This is a genomic window from Curvibacter microcysteis (genome assembly GCF_028649455.1).
GTDB classification, from domain to species: Bacteria; Pseudomonadota; Gammaproteobacteria; order Burkholderiales; family Burkholderiaceae_C; genus Curvibacter; species Curvibacter microcysteis.
The window spans coordinates 167,315-185,823 of sequence record NZ_JAQSIO010000001.1; the positions used below are offsets into that span (position 1 = coordinate 167,315).

The window sequence follows — 18,509 nt, forward strand, 5'->3', positions numbered from 1 at the left end:
AGTCTTTTTTGCGTTCCCGGGAACTTGTGGGGTCTGACCGAACACAATAAGGGACTTCCCCTGTTACAAAACCCTTTTGGGACCTTGTCGACGCCCCATGCGCTTGTTGCTCGCTTACCTGCTGTCCGTGCTGCTGCTGACCGCCGCCTTGTTTCAGGGTGAAGCGACCGCCGTGGTCTGGAGCGACGAGCCCGACACCCCGTTGATGGGCGACGTCCTGGCCGAAGCCTCGCCCTGCGAAGTGCTGACCGCCGAGCCCGATGTGCTGGAAGAAGCCCTTCGCGTCAGCATCCAGCTGTACCAACCCCCAGTCACCAACGACGACCGCACCGAGCTGTTCTGGAGCCCGGTCGCCGATCCTGAGCCCCCACGCGCCAGCGTGCCGGTGGCCGAAACCCACCCGCTGCAGTCGCGGCCGGTCTGGCCCCAGCCCCTGCTGCGCCCCCCGCGCCAAGCCTGAGCCGCCCCTGCGGCCCGCCCAGCCTGACCCCGTCCGGCTGCGCGTTCTCCCCACCTTGATCTGGATGTCCCCCCGCGGTTACAACCGCTTGCAAGGGCATCGGCCAACGCCTTGGCGCTGATGCGCCTCACCACGCCCGCCACCGGCCTTTCGCCTGGCGTGCGGGCCTGCTCCCATTTTTTGTTTGCTGCCCCCAGGGCTGCCTCACCATGACCTCACAAGCGAACGTCCTCCTCTTGGCGAACACCCGGCCCTCGCGCCTGGCCCCGACCTGGGCCTTGTCGCTGCTGACCGCCGCCTGCCTGGCCTGGAGCCTGCCGAGCCACGCCCAAAGCCCCAGCATGCCGGCCGCCCAGGCGCCCAGCGCTGACCTGCTGACCCTGCCCCAGGCCCCGACCGAGGCCCGCCCTGCCGCCGAGTCCGGCACGGGCGCGGCGCTGACGCTGGAGCAGCTGACCCGCACCGTGCTGGCCCACAACCCCGAGCTGCTGGCCGCCCAACGCGCCCGCAACACGGCCGCCGCCGGGGTGATCAGCGCTGGCGCACTGCCCAACCCCAAGCTGGAATGGTCGGGCGGCCGCAACAACGCCCGGCTGGCTTCGGCCACACCGGGTCAGGTGCAAAGCTGGGCTTTGGCACAGCTGATTGAAAACCCCAGCCTGCGCAGCGCCCGCCAGGACGCCGCCCGCGCTGGCGAACGCAGCACGGCCGAGCAAATCGAGCAAACCCGCAACGAGCTGATCAGCCAGGTCCACCTGCGCGCCTACGAGGCCTTGCTGCGCCGCGCCGAGGCCGCGGCGGCCCAAGAGTCGGTGCTGTTGCTGGAGCAGGTGCGCGAGCGGGTGCGCCTGCGCGTGGACAGCGGCGAAGCGCCGCGCTACGAAATGATCAAGGCCGACGCTGAAATCATCAACGCCCGCCAGCGCCAGCAGAACGCCTCGCTGCAAGCCGAACAGGCCCTGCTGACCCTGAACCGCCTGGCCGCCGGCCAACTGCCTGCCCGCTGGAGCCTGCAAGGCTCGCTGGACGACGATCCTGGCCTGCCCGGCCTGGAAGAAACCCGCGTGCGCGCTGAGCAATTCAACCCCGAACTGCGCGCCCTGCAAGCCGAGGTCAACCGCGCCCAGGCCCGCCTGGCCGAGGCCAAGGCCAGCCGGCTGCCGGGCGTGGAGCTGCGCTACAGCCAGACGCGCGACCCCGAGATCCGCCAGCAGCAAGTGGGCGTGAGCATGCAGATTCCCTTGTTTGACCAGCGCACCGGCCCCACCGCCGAGGCCAGCTCTGAATTGGAGCGCCTGCAAGGCCGCCTGGACGGACGCCGCGCCGAGCTGCGCCAGCAGATCCTGCTGGCCTGGAAGTCGCTGGAAATCGCCCGCGTGCGCACCGAGGCCCTGAGCCTGGGCGCCGTGCGCGAAGCCGAAGCCGCGCTGCGCGTGGCCCAGGCCGCTTACCGCTTTGGCGAGCGCGGCATCCTCGACGTGCTGGACGCCCAGCGCCTGCTGCGCAGCGTGCGCGCCGACCTGCTGGAAGCACGCTACCAGCAGCAGGCCGCCCGCATCGAGCTGGAGCTGCTGGCCGCTCGCCACGCCGAAAGCTACCGGCCCTGAGCCGGGCCCCGTCCGGCCCCAAGCCCCCCTTTTTTTCACGCTAACCCCCAGCTGAACCCAACATGTCGAACACCACACCGTCCCTGAAGTCCACCGGCCCGCTGCGCGTGGCCCGTGCCACCGACCCCCGCCCCGCCATGCTGCGCCTGAGCCTGCTCTGCGCCGCCCTGGGCACGGCCTGGCTGCTGGTCGCCTGCGGCGCCAAGTCGGCCCCCGAAGCCGCCGCCCCGGCCCAGCGCCAAGACCCGATGGAAGTGAACATCAAGGCCGACATGGCCAAGAACTTCCAGGTGCAAAAGCTGGCCCAGGCCGACCTGGCCCCCACGCAGGACATCGCGGGCCGCATCGAGGCCAATGACCGCCTGGTGACCCGCATCGGCGCCTCCGTCACCGGCCGCGTGACCGAGGTGCTGGCCGAGGTCGGCGACCGGGTCAAGCCCGGCCAGGCCCTGGCCTATGTGGCCAGCCCCGAACTGACCACCGCCCAACTGGGCTACCTGCGCGCCAACGCGGCCAGCCAGCTGGCCGAGCGCGCGGTGGAGCGCGCACGCCAGCTGATCCAGGCCGACGTGATCGGCTCGGCCGAACTGCAACGCCGCGAATCGGAACTGTCGATTGCCCGTGCCGAGCTGCGCGCTGCCGGCGACCAGCTGCGCCTGATGGGCCTGGGCCAAGCCGCCATCGACAAGCTGCGCACCGACGGCACACTGGCCCCGCAAACCGCCGTGCTGGCCACGCTGTCGGGCGTGGTGATCGAGCGCAAGGTCAGCTCAGGCCAGGTGGCCCAGCCGGGCGACCCGCTGTTCACCGTGGCCGACCTGGGCAATGTGTGGGTGGTGGGCGGCCTGCCGGAGCAATCGGCCCGCTCGGTGCAGCCGGGCCAGGGCGTGGAGATCGAGGTGCCTGCCTTGGGCACCAAGCGCCTGCAAGGCAAGATCGTGCAGGTGGGCGACACCGTGTCGCCTGAGACCCGCACCGTCTCCATCCGCACCCAGGTGGACAACGCCCAGCGCGAACTCAAGCCGCAAATGCTGGCCACCATGCACATCGTGGGCGCCACCCAGCGCCAGCTGGCCCTGCCCAGCGCGGCGGTGGTGCGTGAAAACGACCGCGACCACGTCTACGTCAAGACCGGAGAAGGCCAGTACCGCCTGACCCCGGTGGAGCTGGGCGCCGCCAGCGGCGCGCTGCGCCCGGTGCTCAAGGGCGTGAGCGAAGGCACCGAAGTGGTGGTCGAAGGCGCTTTCCACCTGAACAACGAGCGCAAGCGCGCTGAACTGGAGTAAGGCCATGATGGTTTCCATGATCCGTGCCGCGCTCAGTCAGCGGCTGGTGGTGGTCGTGCTGGCCCTGGTGCTGTGCGCCTTCGGCATGCGCGCCGCCATGCGTTTGTCGGTGGATGCCTTCCCCGACGTCACCAATGTGCAGGTGCAGGTGGCCACCGAAGCGCCGGGCCGCTCGCCCGAAGAAATTGAGCGCTTCGTCACCGTGCCCCTGGAGATCGCCATGACCGGCATGCCGGGCCTGGTCGAGATGCGCTCGCTCAACAAGAGCGGCCTGTCCATCATCACCCTGGTCTTCACCGACACCACCGACGTGTACTTTGCACGCCAATTGGTGACGGAGCGCCTGATCGAGGTCACGCCGCGCATGCCGGCGGGCATCGTGCCGGTGTTGGGGCCGGTGTCCACCGGCCTGGGCGAGGTTTACCAGTACACGCTGGAGCGGCCCGACGACGGCCAGCGCGCCCTCACGCCCGAAGAACTGTCCGAGCGCCGCAGCGTGCAGGACTGGGTGGTGCGCCCGCTGCTGCGCTCCATCCCCGGCGTGGCTGAAATCAACTCGCAAGGCGGCTATGTGAAGCAGTACCAGGCCCTGGTCGATCCGGGCCGGCTGCGCCACTACAAGCTGTCGGTGCAGCAGGTGGTGCACGCGATTGCCAGCAACAACGCCAACGCCAGCGGCGGCATCTTGCCGCAGGTGACCGAGCAGTACCTGATCCGTGGCGTGGGCCTGATCCGCACGCTGGAGGACATAGGCAACATCGTGGTCAAGGAACAAGCCGGCGTGCCGGTCTATGTGCGCGACGTGGCCAAGGTCCAACTGGGCAGCGAAGTGCGTCAAGGCGCCATCATCAAGGGCGGCTACACCGAAGGTGTGTCGGGCATTGTGCTGATGACGCGCGGCGGCAACGCCAAGCAGGTGGTGACGCGCGTGAAGGAGCGTGTGGACGAGATCAACCGCAAGGGCATGCTGCCCGACGGCCTGCAGATCGTGCCCTACTACGACCGCACCGACCTGGTGGACTCGGCCCTGTGGACCGTGGGCAAGGTGCTGATTGAAGGCATCTTCCTGGTGGTGGTGGTGCTGTTCGTCTTCCTGGGGGACGTGCGATCCAGTTTGATCGTGGTGGCCACGCTGGTGATCGCGCCGCTGACCACCTTTATCCTGATGAACCGCTACGGCATCTCGGCCAACCTGATGTCCTTGGGCGGGCTGGCGATTGCCATCGGCCTGATGGTGGACGCCACCGTGGTGGTGGTGGAGAACGTGTACCACAAGCTCGGCCAGGCCGGCCCCAGCATGGGCGCGCGGGTGCGCACCATCCTGGACGCCACGGCCGAGGTGGCCACGCCCACGGTGTTTGGCATCGCCATCATCATCTTGGTGTTCCTGCCGCTGATGACGCTGCAAGGCATCGAGGGCAAGATGTTCGCGCCGCTGGCCCTGACCATTGTCATGGCCCTGGCCGTGTCGCTGGCGGTGTCGCTGATCCTGTCGCCGGTGCTGTGCGCCTACTTCCTCAAGGGCGGCTCGGACCATGACACGCGTTTGATCGCCTTCCTGAAGCGCCACTACCTGCGCCTGCTGGACGGCGCCACGCTGCGCCACAAGCTGACGCTGGGCGTGTCGGTCGGCCTGCTGCTGGGCTCGATCGCGCTGTTCCCGCTGCTGGGCAAGTCCTTCATGCCCACCATGAAGGAAGGCGCGCTGACGCCGCAGATCAACCGCGTGCCCAGCATCTCGCTGGACGAGTCGATCCGCATGGAAATGGCGGCCATGAAGACCATCTCCGAGGTGCCGGGCGTGCGCATGGTGGTGTCCAAGCTGGGCCGGGGCGAGTCGCCCGCCGACCCCGCCGGCCCCAACGAGTCCGACCCCATCGTGCTGCTGGACCCCAAGTCCGAGCGCAGCCAGGACGAGATCGACGAGGACATCCGCCAGCGCCTGTCCACCATCCCTGGCGTGCAGATCGTGCTGTCGCAACCCATCTCCGAGCGGGTTGACGAAATGGTGACCGGCGTGCGTTCGCAGCTGGCGATCAAGGTGTTTGGCGATGAGTTGGGCGAACTCAAGCGCGTGTCCGAGCAGGTGGCGCGCATCTTGAAGAGCGTCAACGGCAGCCGCGACATCCGCATCGAGCGACTGTCCGGCCAGCAGGCCCTGACGGTGGACATCGACCGCAAGGCGATTGCACGCCACGGCCTGAACGTGGCCGACGTGCAAGGCCTGATCGAGACCGCCATCGGCGGCCAGGACGTGACCACGCTCTACGAGGGCGAGCGCCGCTACAGCGTGGTGGTGCGCTTCCCGGCCCATGTGCGCCAATCGGCCGAGGCCATTGGCAACACCTTGCTGACCACGCCCGACGGCGCCCAGGTGCCGCTGTACACCCTGGCCCGCATCGAGCTGGTGGACGGCCCCGCGCAGATCAGCCGTGAAAGCGGCAAGCGCCGCGTGGTGGTGGGGGCCAACGTGGAAGGCCGTGACTTGGCCGGCTTTGTGACCGAGGTGCAGCAGCGCATCGAGCGCGAAGTGCAGTTGCCTGAAGGCTATTACTTCAAGTACGGCGGCCAGTTCGAGAACATGGAGCGCGCCATGGGCACGCTGTCGGTGATCGTGCCCCTGACCATCGTGGCCATCTTCTTCCTGCTGTTCCTGCTGTTCAACTCGGTGCGCCTGGCCAGCTTGATCATCCTGGTGCTGCCCTTCGCGTCGGTGGGCGGCCTGGTCGGTCTGTTCGTCACGGGCGAGTACCTGAGCGTGCCGGCCTCGGTGGGCTTCATTGCGCTGTGGGGCATTGCGGTGCTCAACGGCGTGGTGTTGGTGACCAGCATCCGCCGCCTGCGCAACGACGGCATGGAGGTCGCCGCCGCCGTGCGTGAAGGCTGCGTGCAGCGCTTCCGCCCGGTGATGATGACCGCCACCGTGGCCTTGCTGGGCCTGGTGCCCTTCCTGTTCGCCACCGGCCCCGGCTCGGAGGTGCAACGCCCGCTGGCCATCGTGGTGATCGGTGGCCTGATCTCGTCCACCCTGCTGACCCTGGTGGTGCTGCCCACGCTGTACCGCTGGTTCGATGAAAAGCCCAGTGAGGCTTGAAGACTAGGAGAACCCCATGAGAGAAATCCGAGCCATCGTGCGGCCCAGCCGCCTGAACAAGCTGCGCGACGCGTTGCGCGCCATCCCGAACTTCCCGGGCGTGACCATCTTCAAGGCCGAGGGCTTCACCGCCCCGGCGGCGGTGGAGAAGCGCACGGTGAAGGAAGAGCTGACCGACTTCACGCCCAAGCTGATGGTGTGTGTGCTGTGCGACGTCGCCATGGTGGACACCATCCGCGACGCCATCATCAGCGCCTGCCACACCGGCCAGATCGGCGACGGCCTGGTCTGGGTGGTGGACCTGGAAAGCACACACCGCATCCGCGACCACAGCCCCATTTGAAGGGCAACCCTGGGCCTGAGACAGGCCCGAGTGACCACCACTTTGGGGCCTTCGGGCCCCTTTTTTTGGGCTTGACTTTGGACTCAACGCGGCGGCAGTGCCGCCACGTAAGCCGCATCGGTGAGGCTGCGCAAAAAGGCCACCAGGTCGTCGATGTCTTGCTCGCTCAGGGCCGGGGGCTGGTCGGGGCGGCGGTTCATCGGGGGCGAGTTGACGTTGACATTGCCACGCCGCGCGGGCGCCACGTCATCGAACAGGCCGCCCGGTCCGTACCACTTGGCGGGCTGGATGGAGCGCGTGTTGTAGAAGGCCACGGCGTCGCGCAGCGAGTGCAGCACGCCGTTGTGCATGAAGCTCTGGCGCAGGGCCACGTTGCGCAAGCCGGGGGTGCGCAGGTAGGCGCACCACTGCTCAGGCTCGGGCCAGCGCAAGGCCTGGGCGGTGGCGCACAGGCCGTGGTCAAAGTGGCCGGGCTGGCGGTTGGCGGCCAGGGCGCGGTTGCGCGGCACGGCGATGGCGTCGTAACCAAAGTCGGTGAACAGCGAGCGCTCAGGCCGCGAAGCGGTGTCTGACAGCGCGTGGCAGGACGCGCAATTGCCCTTGTCAGGGTTCTTGAACAGGGCCAGACCGCGCATCTCGGCGGGCGCCAAGGGCTGGCGCGTGCGCAGGTAGGCGTCAAAGCGCGAGCTGAAGGGCGCCATCTCATCGCTTTGCAGATAGGCCTCGAAGGCCGCGCCCAGGGCGCGCACCAGGGCCTCGGGCTCGCGCAGCACGGCCGGGCCGAAGGGGGGCACGCCGCTGTCGGCCAGCTCACGCGCCAGGCCATTGCGCTGCAAGCGCTGCAGCAACTGGCGCGGGTTGCCGTTGTTCATTTCATGGCGGTCGAACAGCGGGCCGCGCGCTTGCTCGGCCAGGGTGTCGGCGCGGCCATCGGCCATCAAGCCGCCAAAGGGCGAGGGGTATGGCGCGTCGTCGTCTTGGTAGAAGTGGCGGCGCGGCACGTAGCGCACGTACAGCAGCGAGGGCGCGTTGCGCAGGCTGAATTCGCCCGGGCGGCTGCCGCGTGGCGTGCCGGGCCCACCGGCCAGGGCCTGGGCACTGGGCAGGAAGGCGCGTGCCGGGTCGTGGCAGCTGGCGCAGGAGGCGCCCACCGGGTTGGACAGGCGGGGCTCCACAAACAAGCGTCGCCCCAGGGCCACCAGGGCCGGGTCGGGCGCAAAACGGGCGCTGGTGGCGTCGTACTTGGCGGCCAACAGAGGGCTGGCGCCGAGGGTGGACAGCACCTTTTGGGCGCCGCCCCCCGCCACCAGCACCACGCTGTCGGGCGCAGCCTGCACGGCGGCGGGCTGACACAACCCGCAGGCCAGGGCCCAGGTGTAAGCCAGGAACCACCGCGCCCGCTGGCGGGCGCCAGCGGTCAGGGCAGCGCGCATCACGGCGTGAGGAAGCCGGTCTTGTCGCAGCTCAGGGCCTTGCCCGACTGCACGCAGCTGGCCATCAGCTTGCCTGCGGCGCTGTAGGCCTTGAAGGTCCAACCCGTGGCCGGGGCGGGGTTGCGGTCCATCACCATGAAGCCGAAGGTGGCGCTGTGGGTGATGCGGTCGATGGTGGCACCGGCAGCCGGGGTCAGGCCGGCGGGCAGCGGGTCGGGCAAGGCCACGTCCAGCGAGTCGCCGCCATTGCCCGTCACCAGGGTGGCCGGGTGGCCCGAGGCGAAGTTGATGGCCTGGAAGTCATGCACGTGGCCGTGCAGGGCCACGTTGACGCCCGGCGGGTAATAGGCCTGGGCGTTCAGGCTGCTCATGGCCGATTGCAGGGCCAGGTTGCCTGGCGCCGGCGTGCTGCCCGCCACCGGCGCGAAGGCCAGGATGGGGTGGTGGTTGGTGAAGATGGTGTTGACCACGCCCGTTTTGGCGGCCAGGGCGCCTACGGTCTGGAACTGCTTTTGGTAGACGGCGAACTGCGCGTCGGTGGGCTTGAGCGCGGCCGAGCCCGTCTTGGCCGAGTCAAAGACCACGATTTGCGAGTTGCTGCCCAGGGCCACGGCGTAGGGCTCGCTGTAGTTGGCGTTGCTGTCGTTGACGGGGTTGTCACAGCTGCGCACCGCGCTGTAGGCGCGCGGGTCCAGCAGGCGGAACCAGCCTTGGCCGGCGCGCGCGCACTCTTCGTGGTTGCCACGCACCATCACCCAGGGGGCGGCGCTGAGCAACGGCGCAGCGGGTTGAAACAGGTCGGCCAGCCAGGTGTCCCAGCCATAGCCCCAGGGGCTGCCTTGGCAACCCGCCACGTCGGAGGGGCAGGCGTTTTCGCGGTAGTGGTAGTCGCCGATGTGCAGCACCAGGTCCGGCGTGAAGGACGCGGCCACGGCCGCCAGGTTGGCAAACGGCCAGGCGGTGTTGTCGTTGCAGGCCTGCCAGGCGGCGCCGGCCTTCTTCATGCGGCAGCCGGTGTCGGCCAGCACCAGCACGCGCTGGGGGGTGGCCTTGGGCACGGGCAGCACGCGGTTGGCCACCGCCACTTTTTGCGCGCTGCTGGACAAGGTGGTCTCGCACACCGAGACCGGAAAGGCCGTGGGCTTGGAGTCGGCCGGGTCGCTGGCGGTGGTGCGCAGGGCGGCGGTGCCCGGGCCCACGCGCAAGCTCATGCGGGTGGCCATGCCGTCCACCGTCAACAGGGGACAGGCCGCATTCGGGTCGGTGCCACCGGTGGGTGCGGTGTAGCGGGTGACCACCCGGGCGATGGCCTGGTTGCTGTCGCCCATCTGCACCCAGGCAGCCTGGATGTTGCTGTCGGCACTGGCGGCGTCGGGTGCGCTGTCGCCCGTGCAAGCAGGCAGCACCAGGGCGGCGCCCAGGGCTGACAAGCCTGCCATCCAGGCCAGGGAGTGATGTTGTGTTTTCATGGTCTGACTCCGTCCTCAAAAGCAAAGAACGGTAAAGCGCGGGTGTGGCAGGGGCATGACAGGGGGAGCGACTGCACCGCACTGGGCCGGCGCGCACCAGAGAAGTGCGCAAGCAGGCAAGCTTCCTGCTTTACTATTTGCAACACCCAGAACAAGACCGAGAGCCCGACCATGGAACTGACCCCCCGGGAAAAAGACAAGCTGTTGATCTTCACCGCCGCCCTGCTGGCCGAGCGCCGCAAGGCCCGGGGCCTGAAGCTCAACTACCCTGAAGCCGTGGCCTTCATCAGCGCGGCCGTGATGGAAGGCGCGCGCGACGGCAAGACCGTGGCGCAACTGATGAGCGAAGGCCGCAATGTGCTGACCCGCGCCGACGTCATGGATGGCATTGCCGAGATGATTCCGGACATCCAGGTCGAAGCCACCTTCCCCGACGGCACCAAGCTGGTGACCGTGCACCAGCCCATCGTCTGAGCCAGCCCCACCGCGGGCCTTGAGGAGACTGCCATGATTCCCGGCGAACTGATCACTGACGAGGGCGAACACGCCCTGAACACCGGCCGCGCCACGCTGACCCTGCTGGTGTGCAACACGGGCGACCGCCCCATCCAGGTGGGCTCGCACTACCACTTTGCAGAGACCAACGCCGCGCTGGGCTTTGACCGCGAGGCGGCGCGCGGCATGCGGCTGAACATCGCCTCGGGCACCGCCGTGCGCTTTGAGCCCGGCCAGGAACGCACCGTGCAACTGGTGGCCATTGGCGGCGAACGCCGCATTTACGGCTTTCGCGGCCTGGTCCAAGGCGCGCTGTAAGCCCGCCCGCGACCGCACACACACAAGGATTTGCCATGAGCACCGTATCGCGCCGTGCCTACGCCGAGATGTTTGGCCCCACCACGGGTGACCGCATCCGACTGGCCGACACCGACCTGATCATCGAGGTCGAAAAAGACTACACCCTGGCCGCCGGCAGCTACGGCGAAGAGGTCAAATTTGGCGGCGGCAAGACCATCCGCGACGGCATGGCCCAAGGCCAGCGCACGCGCGACGAAGGCGCGGTCGACACCGTGCTGACCAACGCCCTGATCCTGGACCACTGGGGCGTGGTGAAGGCCGACATCGGCCTCAAGGGCGGCCGCATCGTGAAGATCGGCAAGGCCGGCAACCCCGACACCCAGCCCGGCGTGGACATCATCATTGGCCCGGGCACCGAAGTCATCAGCTGCGAAGGCAACATCGTCACCGCCGGCGGCATCGACACCCACATCCACTTCATTGCGCCACAGCAGATCGAAGAGGCCTTGTGCAGCGGCGTGACCACCATGATCGGTGGCGGCACCGGCCCGGCCACGGGCACCTTTGCCACCACTTGCACGCCCGGCGCCTGGAACCTGGAGCGCATGCTGCAAGCGGCCGATGCCTTCCCGATGAACCTGGGCTTTTTGGGCAAGGGCAACGCCAGCCTGCCGGGCGCGCTGCACGAGCAGATCAACGCCGGCGCCATTGGCCTGAAGCTGCACGAGGACTGGGGCACCACCCCGGCGGCCATCGACAACTGCCTGACCGTGGCCGAAGAAACCGACACCCAGGTGGCCATCCACACCGACACGCTCAACGAGTCGGGCTTTGTGGAAGACACCGTGGCGGCCTTCAAAGGCCGCACCATCCACACCTTCCACACCGAAGGCGCGGGCGGCGGCCACGCGCCCGACATCCTGAAGGTGGTGGGCGAAGCCAATGTGCTGCCCAGCTCGACCAACCCGACCCGGCCCTACACCATCAACACGCTGGACGAGCACGTCGACATGCTGATGGTCTGCCACCACCTGGACCCGGCGATTGCCGAGGACCTGGCCTTTGCCGAAAGCCGCATCCGCAAGGAAACCATTGCCGCCGAAGACATCCTGCACGACCTGGGCGCCATCAGCATGTTCAGCTCGGACAGCCAGGCCATGGGCCGGGTGGGCGAGGTGATCCTGCGCTGCTGGCAGACCGCGCACAAGATGAAGCTGCAGCGCGGCAAGCTGCCCGACGACACGGCGCGCAACGACAACTTCCGCGCCCGCCGCTACATCGCCAAATACACCATCAACCCCGCGATTGCGCACGGCATCAGCCACGAAGTGGGCAGCATCGAGCCCGGCAAGTGGGCCGACCTGGTGATCTGGAAGCCGGCCTTCTTTGGCGTCAAACCGGCGCTGATCTTGAAGGGCGGCTTCATCGCCATGGCCGCCATGGGCGACCCGAACGCCAGCATCCCGACGCCGCAGCCGGTGCATTACCGCCCGATGTTTGGCGCCTATGGCGGCGCGATCGCCAAGACCTCGCTGACCTTTGTCTCGCAAGCCGGCCTGGCCCAAGGCATTGGCCAGAAGTTTGGGCTGAACAAGACGCTGTCGGCGGTGAAGAACATCCGCACCGTGGGCAAGCGCCACATGCTGCTGAACGACTACGCGCCGCGCATGGAAGTGGACGCGCAAACCTACCAGGTGCGCGCCGACGGCCAGTTGCTGACCTGCGAGCCCGCCACCAGCCTGCCGATGGCGCAGCGCTACTTTTTGTTCTGAGCCCGCGCGGGCGGCCCCGGCTTGCCCCTGGCCTGGCCGGGGGTGCCTGCGGGCCCCGCGCCGCGCCGCCTGCCAGGCGCTACAGTCTGGGGCCTAGCCCCAAGCACCCGCCACTGGAACGACGACCATGCTGCAAATCTCCAAACTCATTCCCGGCGGCCAAGGCCTGGCCCCGGTGCTCATCAAACGCGCCAGCTCGGTCGAGCTGGACTGGGATGTGCGCCAAAAAAGCCGCTTTGACGCCACCGACTCCAGCGAACGCCACCTGGGCGTGTTCTTGCCACGCGGCACCGTGGTGCGCGGTGGCGACGTGCTGGTGGCCGAAGACGGGTCGCTGATCCGCGTCGTGGCCGCCCCGCAAGCCGTGCTGCGCATCACCGCCTGCACCGCCCACGGCAGCCCCTTTGACCTGACCCGCGCCGCCTACCACCTGGGCAACCGCCATGTGCCCATCGAGCTGCAACCCGACCACCTGAAGATCGAGCCCGACCATGTGCTGGCCGACATGCTGCGCAGCATGCACCTGATCGTGAACGCGGTGGACGAATCCTTTGAGCCCGAAGCCGGCGCCTACGGCCAGCATGGCCAGCACAGCCACAAGGGCCACGGGCACTCGCATGACCATGATCACGGCCATGACCATGGGCACGCACACGCGAAGCACGACCACGGCCATTCGCACGAGCACGCCCATGAGGCCGCCCACGAGCATGGCCACGAGGCCGCGCACGAACACGGCAGCCCCGCCGCCGCTGCTGCTGCCGTGACCCCGGCCCGCAAGACCATCCCCATCCAGGCCAGCGCCCCGGCCCATGTGCACGGGCCTGGCTGCGGTCATGACCATGACCACGGGCATGGACACGACCACCACGGCCACGACCATGGTCACCAACACTGAGTTGGCCAGCCCCCCGGACGCCAGCGCCAGCCCGGCCGCCACCGCACCCGCTGCCGCCGCCCTGCCCAGTGCCGGCCTGCTGCAGCTGATCTGGCTGGCTTCGCCCGCGCTGCCGGTGGGCGGGTTTTCGTATTCCGAAGGGCTGGAAGCCGCCGTGGAATGGGCTGGCGTCAACGACGAAGCCCAGGCCGCCGAGTGGCTGTCGGACCAACTGCACCTGAGCCTGGCGCGCAGCGACCTGGCCGTGGTCAGCGCCGCCGTGCAAGCCCTGCGCTCATCAGACTGGCCGCGCCTGACGCGCCTCAATGAATGGGTGCAGCAAAGCCGCGAGACCGCCGAGCTGCGCCTGCAAAGCCAGCAAATGGGCCGCTCCCTGGTGGAGTGGCTGCGCAACCTGCAGCCCGACACGGCGGCCCAGCTGGATGGATTGATTGCCACCTACCCCGTGGCCTTTGCCTGCGCCGCGGCTGCCAGCCCCGCCAGCGCGGCCGACATCTGCTTTGCCTATGCCTTTGCCTGGTGCGAGACCATGAGCCAGACCGCCATCAAGGCCGTGCCCCTGGGCCAAAGCGCGGGCCAGCGCATCCTGGCGCGGCTGGCGCAAGAGATCCCGGCGGCCGTCGCCACGGCCATGTCGCTGGGCGACGACCAGCGCCAGGCCTACACCCCGCGCTTGGCCGTGTTGTCGGCCCGGCACGAGACCCAATACTCCCGACTTTTCAGAAGCTGAGCCTTCTCTTCCCTTCACTGGACCCGAACCCCATGAGCACCTCTGCCCTGCACCACATCCCTGGCCGAAGCAAAAAACTGCCCCCGCTGCGCGTTGGCATTGGCGGCCCTGTTGGGTCGGGCAAGACCACCTTGCTGGAGATGCTGTGCAAGGCCATGAGCCAGCGCTACGACCTGGTGGCCATCACCAACGACATCTACACCAAGGAAGACCAGCGCCTGCTGACCGTCAGCGGCGCCCTGCCCGCCGAGCGCATCCTGGGTGTGGAAACCGGTGGCTGCCCGCACACCGCCATCCGCGAAGACGCGTCGATCAACCTCGAAGCCATCGACCGCATGCTGGAGCAGTTTCCGGATGCCGATGTGGTCTTCATCGAGTCGGGCGGCGACAACCTGGCCGCCACCTTCAGCCCCGAGCTGAGTGATTTGACGATCTACGTGATCGACGTCGCCGCCGGCGAAAAGATCCCGCGCAAGGGCGGCCCGGGCATCACAAAGAGCGACCTTTTTGTGATCAACAAGACCGACCTGGCGCCGTATGTGGGCGCCGACCTGGGCGTGATGGAGGCCGACACCCGCCGCATGCGCCAGCAAAAGCCGTTTGTGATGACCAACCTGAAGACCCTGAGCGGCGTGGACGAGGTGATTGCGTTCATTGAGCGCAAGGGGATGTTGGCGGCGGGGTGAGGGTTTGCGGTTTTGAGGTTTTCAGGCCTTGAAAGATTGAGGGCTGGTGGCTGATGGCGGCTGGTCGCTGACCGGTGCGGTTGGCTGTTGGCTGTTGGCTGTTGGCTGTTGATGCTGTCCTGATTTTGAGCCACCCTTCCAGTGGTGCGGGTGGCAGGGCTTCGGTGTGACCCAAACGGCCTGCTGGCTTGGGCGCCGAGCCCCAAAAGCAGCCTGGCGCGCAGGTACAATGTGCGGCGCTGGAAGCGTGGCAGAGTGGTCGATTGCACCGGTCTTGAAAACCGGCGGCTCGAAAGGGTCCGTGAGTTCGAATCTCACCGCTTCCGCCAGATACAAACGAAAAGCCCCTGTTGGATGACAGGGGTTTTTTTCTTTCCGCTCGATTTCGACCATCCAAACGACCATCAATGGCTCGCAAGCTACCGGGGCGGGCAGGGCAGGGCAGGGCAGGGCAAAATTGCGTGGATCTACTGCAGTTGCGAGAACTTTTTTGCGTTCGCACAGGCTTGTGCCGCATCGTTGGCGCTCAAAGGGCCAGCAAGGTTGTAGTCCGCAAGATGGCGCTGGCCTCGCATCACTTCGAGCACACCGGCAGCGACGCGGGATGCTTTCTTCTGTTCCTGACTCAACTCTGGTGCTGGGTTACGGAGTTGATTGATCACTTGCTGATGCACACCACCAGCGGGACCGGCATTTGAACCAGGTGCTGGCAATTGGGCATGCCATGTTTTGCTGACATGGTATGCGTAATAGTAGGCTCTGCTCACGGCTGAACGATGAGCGACTTCGCCTTCTTGGGTCGCCAATTTCTCTGCGAGCAAGAGCAATTCTTCGACTTGGATTGCCATGGTCAGTGAGCCTTCATCCCTTGGAAGGTGACGGAAAGACCAGGCTTGTCGAGATCGCGGTCGACAAGGCTGCTGACCAATTCGAAGTTCATGTCGCTCGCCTCTTCTGGCGTAACATGAATTCGGTAGACCATCAGAAGTCCCAAATGGTCAGGTCCTTCGTCTATGACGTGGTAGGCAGAGGTGTCAGTCCAGGCCAGCTTGCGTTCGCGCATCATCTCGCCGGCCACGTCCAGAATGGCAGCGTACTCAGCCTCAGTCACGCCCAACTGATTCAGGACATGATCTGCATTGCGCGCAATTTCAACTACATGGGCCACGTCGACCAGAACCTTGTTTTGTTGTGATGCAATGTTGACAGCTTGAAGGACAGTCGTAAAGGCACCAATCCAACAGGCCGCAGTGGCAACTTCCACGAATGAGATGGGACCAGGACTCGCGAGTGCCTTTGGAGCGGCGTCCAGGGCTGCACTGGCGTACCCTTGAGTGCCTCGGAGACACATCCTCCAGGCGTTTGCTTCTGAAGTACCGCCAAGTTTCTCAACATTCCGCAGCCAGTACTCCGAATCGTCCAGGCTGCCTGCACTGCTGGCAAGAACCGCTTTGAAGAGGCTTGCTGTCAGCGCATCATCCTTTGCTAGGTCGTCGCAAGCCTTCCAAAATGCCTTCCATGGAAGACTTGTAGCAATGTCTGTACGTGTTTGCGCCTCGAGGAAGGCGATCATCTCGAGCCAAAGTACAGATTGCTTTTCTTGGGGAATCGGCGCCCTCATCTTCTTGTCCCTGACCTCATCAATCCCCCGGTGATCGGCAGCAGCCGATCATGCTAGCATAGTTGCGATTTTTGGGGCTGCAATGGGTCCCGATGGCCGGCCAGATTCGCAGGGATAGGGTGGTGCGGCCGCTGCGGTGGTGACCGTGGTGGTGAAGCGGGTCTAAACGACCCTAGATTGACCCGAAACCCAGCATCCATGCGGGTTTCACTGTGGTGGGCTATAGCGCTGGTACCGTGGGCCAGAAGGCAGCTGAAATCGGGCCAGAACCCGCATGAACGCTAGCTCTCGCGGTGGGCCAGTCAAGCTAGCGGACGGGGGTTCAAATCCCCCGACCTTCGATCGGCATCTCCGAATTCATCACCATGTACCCCGAGGGCCTGTGCAGCTTGAATCCTAGATTGCCGTAATGGCGCCGAAGCTTGCGCCTGGCGTAGTCCAAGGAGCAACTGAACTCCTGCAGGCCCAGGGTTGCGTTGTCCTCACTGTCGGCCCGACCTTCAAACTGCAGGGGGAAAGGGTACAGCGCCACGATACCGGTGCCGATCCGATAGCGCAGGATTGCTCGACGTAGCACCTCGAGGCCCAGGCCCTGGTTGCGGAACTTGGGCAGGATCGTCAGGCGATCCAGCAGCAGGACATTTGGGCGCCACAGCCCTTCCATGACCAAGAGCTTATCGACGGAGCCTTTCAGTTGGACGCTGCCGCAGTCATCCGTTTCATAAAGTGCCTCAAAGCACCTCATCGTGTCTCTGTGTGTATCGAAAACGGCGAAAGCGTCTTCTCGTTCAGATGCAGCACCTTCGACGTCGACTACAAACAGGTGGATCTCGCCGGCGTGAAGACGAACGCCGTCATCGTCTTCAAAGGCGATCTTTCCTGTTACCTCTTGGATAAACCTTGAGGGCTCCTCGTCATTGATGAGAAGCCACTGGTCTTCGATGGTGATCGTGGGGACAAGGTAATCGTCGTCGCGCTTCATCAGGGCACTGTAGCGACCAACCCGCGCTCTGTCACCGGAACCATTGTTGTTGAACTGACCCGGCTTGCCCTTGCGGACTCAGTCGGTCAGTTGGCTGCGCAGCATCTCAGATGTCTGATTGCAGACGCGTTGACTCACCAGTTCGAGCGTTGGCAGTGTTAGGCACACGCCGACGGAGTGGCGAAACGAGGTGCTCTTGACCTCGTCAAAGTATTGGATCTCTCCATCACCTTGCCGAACGGTGTAGCGAAACTGAAATTTGCTTACCGCCTGTTTGTCGATGCTTGAGCCAATCGCCGCTCCGACCACACCGATCGCGAGCTGGTTCATCACAGAGTAGTTGCCTCCTCTCAGAGCGCGATCTACGTAAGCCGCATTTGCTACGGCGCCGCCAGCAATGGCCCCGCCATTTGTTGCCGCTGTCGATTGATCTGCACCCTGCACATCAAGTACGGTCCCGTACTGAGTAGGCTCCAGAATTGAAACGATCGCTCGAGATGAGAGCTTTTCTCGTTCTTGCTGTGTCAAGGCAGTCCAAGCCGGTCTGGTGACCGTGATGGTTTTCTGCACCGGTGATACGGATACAGGCTGTGGCGCGCTGCTCGTAGCGATGTAGCCAACCTCGTAGGTCCTAGAGACGGTACGCGGCAGATCTGGTGCAGGTGCCGCACATCCGGTCAAATAACCCACCGCAAGCAGGACCGATAGTGCTTTACTTTGTGAAGCGAACGGCACGGCCCTTGCCCTCCAGACTTCCCCAGCTCATCAACGAGATGCCTCCACTGCCATATCGGACGTGAATCACCGCGTCTGCACCTAGCTCAGCGCCTTTCTCCTTCAACTTCTCATTGACCAACTCCCTGGTTGGATCAGGATGAAAAATCGTGGTCTTGTTCACTGTCACCGTGATGTCGCCCAGTTCCGAATACTTCTGGTCAGGCAAATCTGTATCGGTGATTCGGACTTCGGAGGGGTTCTTTTTCGCAACCTGAGTGGCGATGGCACCCTTGTCGCCACCTTCAACAGAGCTTGTCGACCACGTAGCGCAGCCGGTTAGAGATGCCAGAGCCAAGACTGCCGGCAGGATAAGAACTTTGTGCATGGAACGCTCCCTGATACAACTTGATACGTACTTAACGATATCTTAGTTCTTGTCGGTATTTATCTATCAGATGCCAGAAAGCGAAAGAATTTGCCCTCCTTGAGGGGTTAGGGATGGTCTGCACAAATGAGCGCTGACCATGGTTAGGTGCGCTGACGTGACCGCAATGGCGGCTGGGCGCACCTCTGGCTGGTGTTTTGCGCGCGTTTCGCGCCCATTTCCCATGCGCTG

The 18,509-nt window shown here is 65.7% G+C and carries 18 protein-coding genes and 2 tRNA genes; 13 read left to right on the top strand and 7 right to left on the bottom strand.

What is annotated here, in order from left to right; genetic code table 11:
* Window positions 1–97 precede the first annotated feature (97 nt).
* The 5 genes from PSQ39_RS00695 (at window position 98) to PSQ39_RS00715 (ending at window position 6,790) form a co-directional block, all read left to right on the top strand.
* Window positions 98–460, top strand: a complete 363-nt coding sequence (locus PSQ39_RS00695; RefSeq protein WP_273924674.1) for a hypothetical protein — start codon at window positions 98–100, stop codon at window positions 458–460.
* A gap of 209 nt (window positions 461–669) precedes the next feature.
* A complete protein-coding gene (locus PSQ39_RS00700) occupies window positions 670–2,067 on the top strand; it encodes a TolC family protein (protein WP_273924675.1) in 1,398 nt (465 codons plus the stop codon).
* A 137-nt stretch (window positions 2,068–2,204) separates the two neighbouring features.
* On the top strand, window positions 2,205–3,353 hold the full coding sequence (locus PSQ39_RS00705; protein WP_409241986.1) for an efflux RND transporter periplasmic adaptor subunit: 1,149 nt from the start codon (window positions 2,205–2,207) through the stop codon (window positions 3,351–3,353).
* A gap of 4 nt (window positions 3,354–3,357) precedes the next feature.
* Window positions 3,358–6,447: an efflux RND transporter permease subunit gene (locus PSQ39_RS00710; RefSeq protein WP_273924677.1), complete on the top strand. Its 3,090-nt coding sequence runs from the start codon at window positions 3,358–3,360 to the stop codon at window positions 6,445–6,447.
* A gap of 16 nt (window positions 6,448–6,463) precedes the next feature.
* A complete protein-coding gene (locus PSQ39_RS00715) occupies window positions 6,464–6,790 on the top strand; it encodes a P-II family nitrogen regulator (RefSeq protein ID WP_273924678.1) in 327 nt (108 codons plus the stop codon).
* Between the two features lie 83 nt (window positions 6,791–6,873).
* Here PSQ39_RS00715 and PSQ39_RS00720 read toward each other — a convergent pair whose 3' ends face one another.
* Both PSQ39_RS00720 and PSQ39_RS00725 read right to left on the bottom strand, forming a co-directional pair.
* Window positions 6,874–8,223 (bottom strand): cytochrome-c peroxidase, encoded by a 1,350-nt coding sequence (locus tag PSQ39_RS00720; protein ID WP_273924679.1) that lies wholly within the window; start codon window positions 8,221–8,223, stop codon window positions 6,874–6,876.
* Window positions 8,223–9,692 (bottom strand): metallophosphoesterase family protein, encoded by a 1,470-nt coding sequence (locus PSQ39_RS00725; RefSeq protein ID WP_409241967.1) that lies wholly within the window; start codon window positions 9,690–9,692, stop codon window positions 8,223–8,225. Before PSQ39_RS00725 ends, PSQ39_RS00720 begins: the two co-directional genes overlap by 1 nt.
* Window positions 9,693–9,863: 171 nt before the next feature.
* On the opposite strand from PSQ39_RS00725, the gene PSQ39_RS00730 reads away from it, so the two are divergent.
* The 7 genes from PSQ39_RS00730 to PSQ39_RS00760 all read left to right on the top strand — a co-directional run bounded on the left by PSQ39_RS00730 (window position 9,864) and on the right by PSQ39_RS00760 (window position 14,902).
* Window positions 9,864–10,166 (top strand): urease subunit gamma, encoded by a 303-nt coding sequence (locus tag PSQ39_RS00730; RefSeq protein WP_273924680.1) that lies wholly within the window; start codon window positions 9,864–9,866, stop codon window positions 10,164–10,166.
* Between the two features lie 33 nt (window positions 10,167–10,199).
* Window positions 10,200–10,505, top strand: coding sequence for an urease subunit beta (locus PSQ39_RS00735; protein WP_273924681.1), 306 nt, complete (start codon window positions 10,200–10,202; stop codon window positions 10,503–10,505).
* A gap of 35 nt (window positions 10,506–10,540) precedes the next feature.
* Window positions 10,541–12,259 carry an urease subunit alpha gene (gene ureC, locus PSQ39_RS00740; RefSeq protein ID WP_273924682.1) on the top strand — a complete coding sequence of 573 codons (1,719 nt, stop codon included), beginning with the start codon at window positions 10,541–10,543 and terminating at the stop codon, window positions 12,257–12,259.
* Between the two features lie 127 nt (window positions 12,260–12,386).
* Window positions 12,387–13,157 (top strand): urease accessory protein UreE, encoded by a 771-nt coding sequence (gene ureE / locus PSQ39_RS00745; protein ID WP_273924683.1) that lies wholly within the window; start codon window positions 12,387–12,389, stop codon window positions 13,155–13,157.
* Window positions 13,114–13,887 carry an urease accessory protein UreF gene (locus tag PSQ39_RS00750; protein ID WP_273924684.1) on the top strand — a complete coding sequence of 258 codons (774 nt, stop codon included), beginning with the start codon at window positions 13,114–13,116 and terminating at the stop codon, window positions 13,885–13,887. Before ureE ends, PSQ39_RS00750 begins: the two co-directional genes overlap by 44 nt.
* 32 nt (window positions 13,888–13,919) lie before the next feature.
* On the top strand, window positions 13,920–14,573 hold the full coding sequence (gene ureG, locus PSQ39_RS00755; RefSeq protein ID WP_273924685.1) for an urease accessory protein UreG: 654 nt from the start codon (window positions 13,920–13,922) through the stop codon (window positions 14,571–14,573).
* Between the two features lie 241 nt (window positions 14,574–14,814).
* Window positions 14,815–14,902 (top strand) — tRNA-Ser (locus tag PSQ39_RS00760).
* Window positions 14,903–15,040: 138 nt separating this feature from the next.
* On the opposite strand, the gene PSQ39_RS00765 is transcribed toward PSQ39_RS00760, so the two are convergent.
* Entirely contained in the window at window positions 15,041–15,421 is a 381-nt protein-coding gene (locus tag PSQ39_RS00765; RefSeq protein WP_273924686.1) for a hypothetical protein, read from the bottom strand.
* A gap of 2 nt (window positions 15,422–15,423) precedes the next feature.
* A complete protein-coding gene (locus PSQ39_RS00770) occupies window positions 15,424–16,146 on the bottom strand; it encodes a hypothetical protein (RefSeq protein WP_273924687.1) in 723 nt (240 codons plus the stop codon).
* Between the two features lie 292 nt (window positions 16,147–16,438).
* Here PSQ39_RS00770 and PSQ39_RS00775 point away from each other — a divergent pair.
* Window positions 16,439–16,535: transfer RNA gene (locus PSQ39_RS00775), tRNA-Leu, on the top strand.
* Here PSQ39_RS00775 and PSQ39_RS00780 read toward each other — a convergent pair.
* The 3 genes from PSQ39_RS00780 to PSQ39_RS00790 all read right to left on the bottom strand — a co-directional run bounded on the left by PSQ39_RS00780 (window position 16,517) and on the right by PSQ39_RS00790 (window position 18,278).
* On the bottom strand, window positions 16,517–17,176 hold the full coding sequence (locus PSQ39_RS00780; RefSeq protein WP_273924688.1) for a hypothetical protein: 660 nt from the start codon (window positions 17,174–17,176) through the stop codon (window positions 16,517–16,519). The genes PSQ39_RS00775 and PSQ39_RS00780 overlap by 19 nt on opposite strands.
* Window positions 17,177–17,254: 78 nt before the next feature.
* Window positions 17,255–17,704 (bottom strand): hypothetical protein, encoded by a 450-nt coding sequence (locus tag PSQ39_RS00785; protein ID WP_273924689.1) that lies wholly within the window; start codon window positions 17,702–17,704, stop codon window positions 17,255–17,257.
* A 184-nt stretch (window positions 17,705–17,888) separates the two neighbouring features.
* Window positions 17,889–18,278: a hypothetical protein gene (locus PSQ39_RS00790; RefSeq protein ID WP_273924690.1), complete on the bottom strand. Its 390-nt coding sequence runs from the start codon at window positions 18,276–18,278 to the stop codon at window positions 17,889–17,891.
* Window positions 18,279–18,509: the final 231 nt, after the last annotated feature.

Excerpts from the sequence above, each read along its gene's own strand:
- PSQ39_RS00695 (WP_273924674.1), top strand. The coding sequence starts at position 98 with ATGCGCTTGTTGCTCGCTTACCTGCTGTCCGTGCTGCTGCTGACCGCC.
- PSQ39_RS00700 (WP_273924675.1), top strand. The coding sequence starts at position 670 with ATGACCTCACAAGCGAACGTCCTCCTCTTGGCGAACACCCGGCCCTCG.
- PSQ39_RS00705 (WP_409241986.1), top strand. The coding sequence starts at position 2,205 with ATGCTGCGCCTGAGCCTGCTCTGCGCCGCCCTGGGCACGGCCTGGCTG.
- PSQ39_RS00710 (WP_273924677.1), top strand. The coding sequence starts at position 3,358 with ATGATGGTTTCCATGATCCGTGCCGCGCTCAGTCAGCGGCTGGTGGTG.
- PSQ39_RS00715 (WP_273924678.1), top strand. The coding sequence starts at position 6,464 with ATGAGAGAAATCCGAGCCATCGTGCGGCCCAGCCGCCTGAACAAGCTG.
- PSQ39_RS00720 (WP_273924679.1), bottom strand. The coding sequence starts at position 8,223 with ATGCGCGCTGCCCTGACCGCTGGCGCCCGCCAGCGGGCGCGGTGGTTC.
- PSQ39_RS00725 (WP_409241967.1), bottom strand. The coding sequence starts at position 9,692 with ATGAAAACACAACATCACTCCCTGGCCTGGATGGCAGGCTTGTCAGCC.
- PSQ39_RS00730 (WP_273924680.1), top strand. The coding sequence starts at position 9,864 with ATGGAACTGACCCCCCGGGAAAAAGACAAGCTGTTGATCTTCACCGCC.
- PSQ39_RS00735 (WP_273924681.1), top strand. The coding sequence starts at position 10,200 with ATGATTCCCGGCGAACTGATCACTGACGAGGGCGAACACGCCCTGAAC.
- ureC (WP_273924682.1), top strand. The coding sequence starts at position 10,541 with ATGAGCACCGTATCGCGCCGTGCCTACGCCGAGATGTTTGGCCCCACC.
- ureE (WP_273924683.1), top strand. The coding sequence starts at position 12,387 with ATGCTGCAAATCTCCAAACTCATTCCCGGCGGCCAAGGCCTGGCCCCG.
- PSQ39_RS00750 (WP_273924684.1), top strand. The coding sequence starts at position 13,114 with ATGGACACGACCACCACGGCCACGACCATGGTCACCAACACTGAGTTG.
- ureG (WP_273924685.1), top strand. The coding sequence starts at position 13,920 with ATGAGCACCTCTGCCCTGCACCACATCCCTGGCCGAAGCAAAAAACTG.
- PSQ39_RS00765 (WP_273924686.1), bottom strand. The coding sequence starts at position 15,421 with ATGGCAATCCAAGTCGAAGAATTGCTCTTGCTCGCAGAGAAATTGGCG.
- PSQ39_RS00770 (WP_273924687.1), bottom strand. The coding sequence starts at position 16,146 with ATGATCGCCTTCCTCGAGGCGCAAACACGTACAGACATTGCTACAAGT.
- PSQ39_RS00780 (WP_273924688.1), bottom strand. The coding sequence starts at position 17,176 with ATGAAGCGCGACGACGATTACCTTGTCCCCACGATCACCATCGAAGAC.
- PSQ39_RS00790 (WP_273924690.1), bottom strand. The coding sequence starts at position 18,278 with ATGCACAAAGTTCTTATCCTGCCGGCAGTCTTGGCTCTGGCATCTCTA.